General features: G+C 44.2%; 1 protein-coding gene. It reads left to right on the top strand.

What is annotated here, in order from left to right:
• Window positions 1-3: 3 nt before the first annotated feature.
• Window positions 4-532: GNAT family N-acetyltransferase (locus tag ACS8FD_RS24215; RefSeq protein ID WP_439277720.1), on the top strand; the 529-nt coding region annotated here is incomplete at its 3' end.

The raw sequence follows: 532 nt of genomic DNA, 5'->3' as shown, positions 1-532 counted from the left end.
AAAGTGATTGCCCAGGGGATTCGTTGCGTTCGTAAATGCGGAGATGAGACTACTGAGGCGGATTGGAAGGCATTTTATCATTGTTACGTAATGACCTATGCCGTCCGCGGACAGCAGCCATATTTAAAAGAAGCGTTTTTTATGGCATTAGCAAAACAGATGCCTGAGTGTCTGTTGTTAGTACAAGCTTACGATACTAATGATGAGATTATTGCCAGTAGCTTGTTTTTATACGACAAACCCCATAGCGACAATGCGACTTTATATGGGCGCTATTGGGGTGCGCTTGGTGAGTATGATAGTTTGCATTTTGAGCTGTGCTATTATCAAGGCATTGAGTTTGCCATTGAGCAAGGTTTGACGCATTTTGATCCCGGTACTCAAGGTGAGCACAAACTCATAAGAGGGTTTATTCCAACTAAAACACACTCATTGCACCGTATTTATGATCCACGTTTTGTACCAGCGATTGCTGACTTTTGCGCAAAAGATCGACTACGAATGGCGCGATATCGCCCGCAAGCGCACGATG

This window comes from Psychrobacter sp. 1U2, from assembly GCF_051847575.1.
The sequence above is the reverse complement of the archived record's forward strand: the minus strand, read 5'-3'. Positions and strand labels throughout refer to the sequence as shown.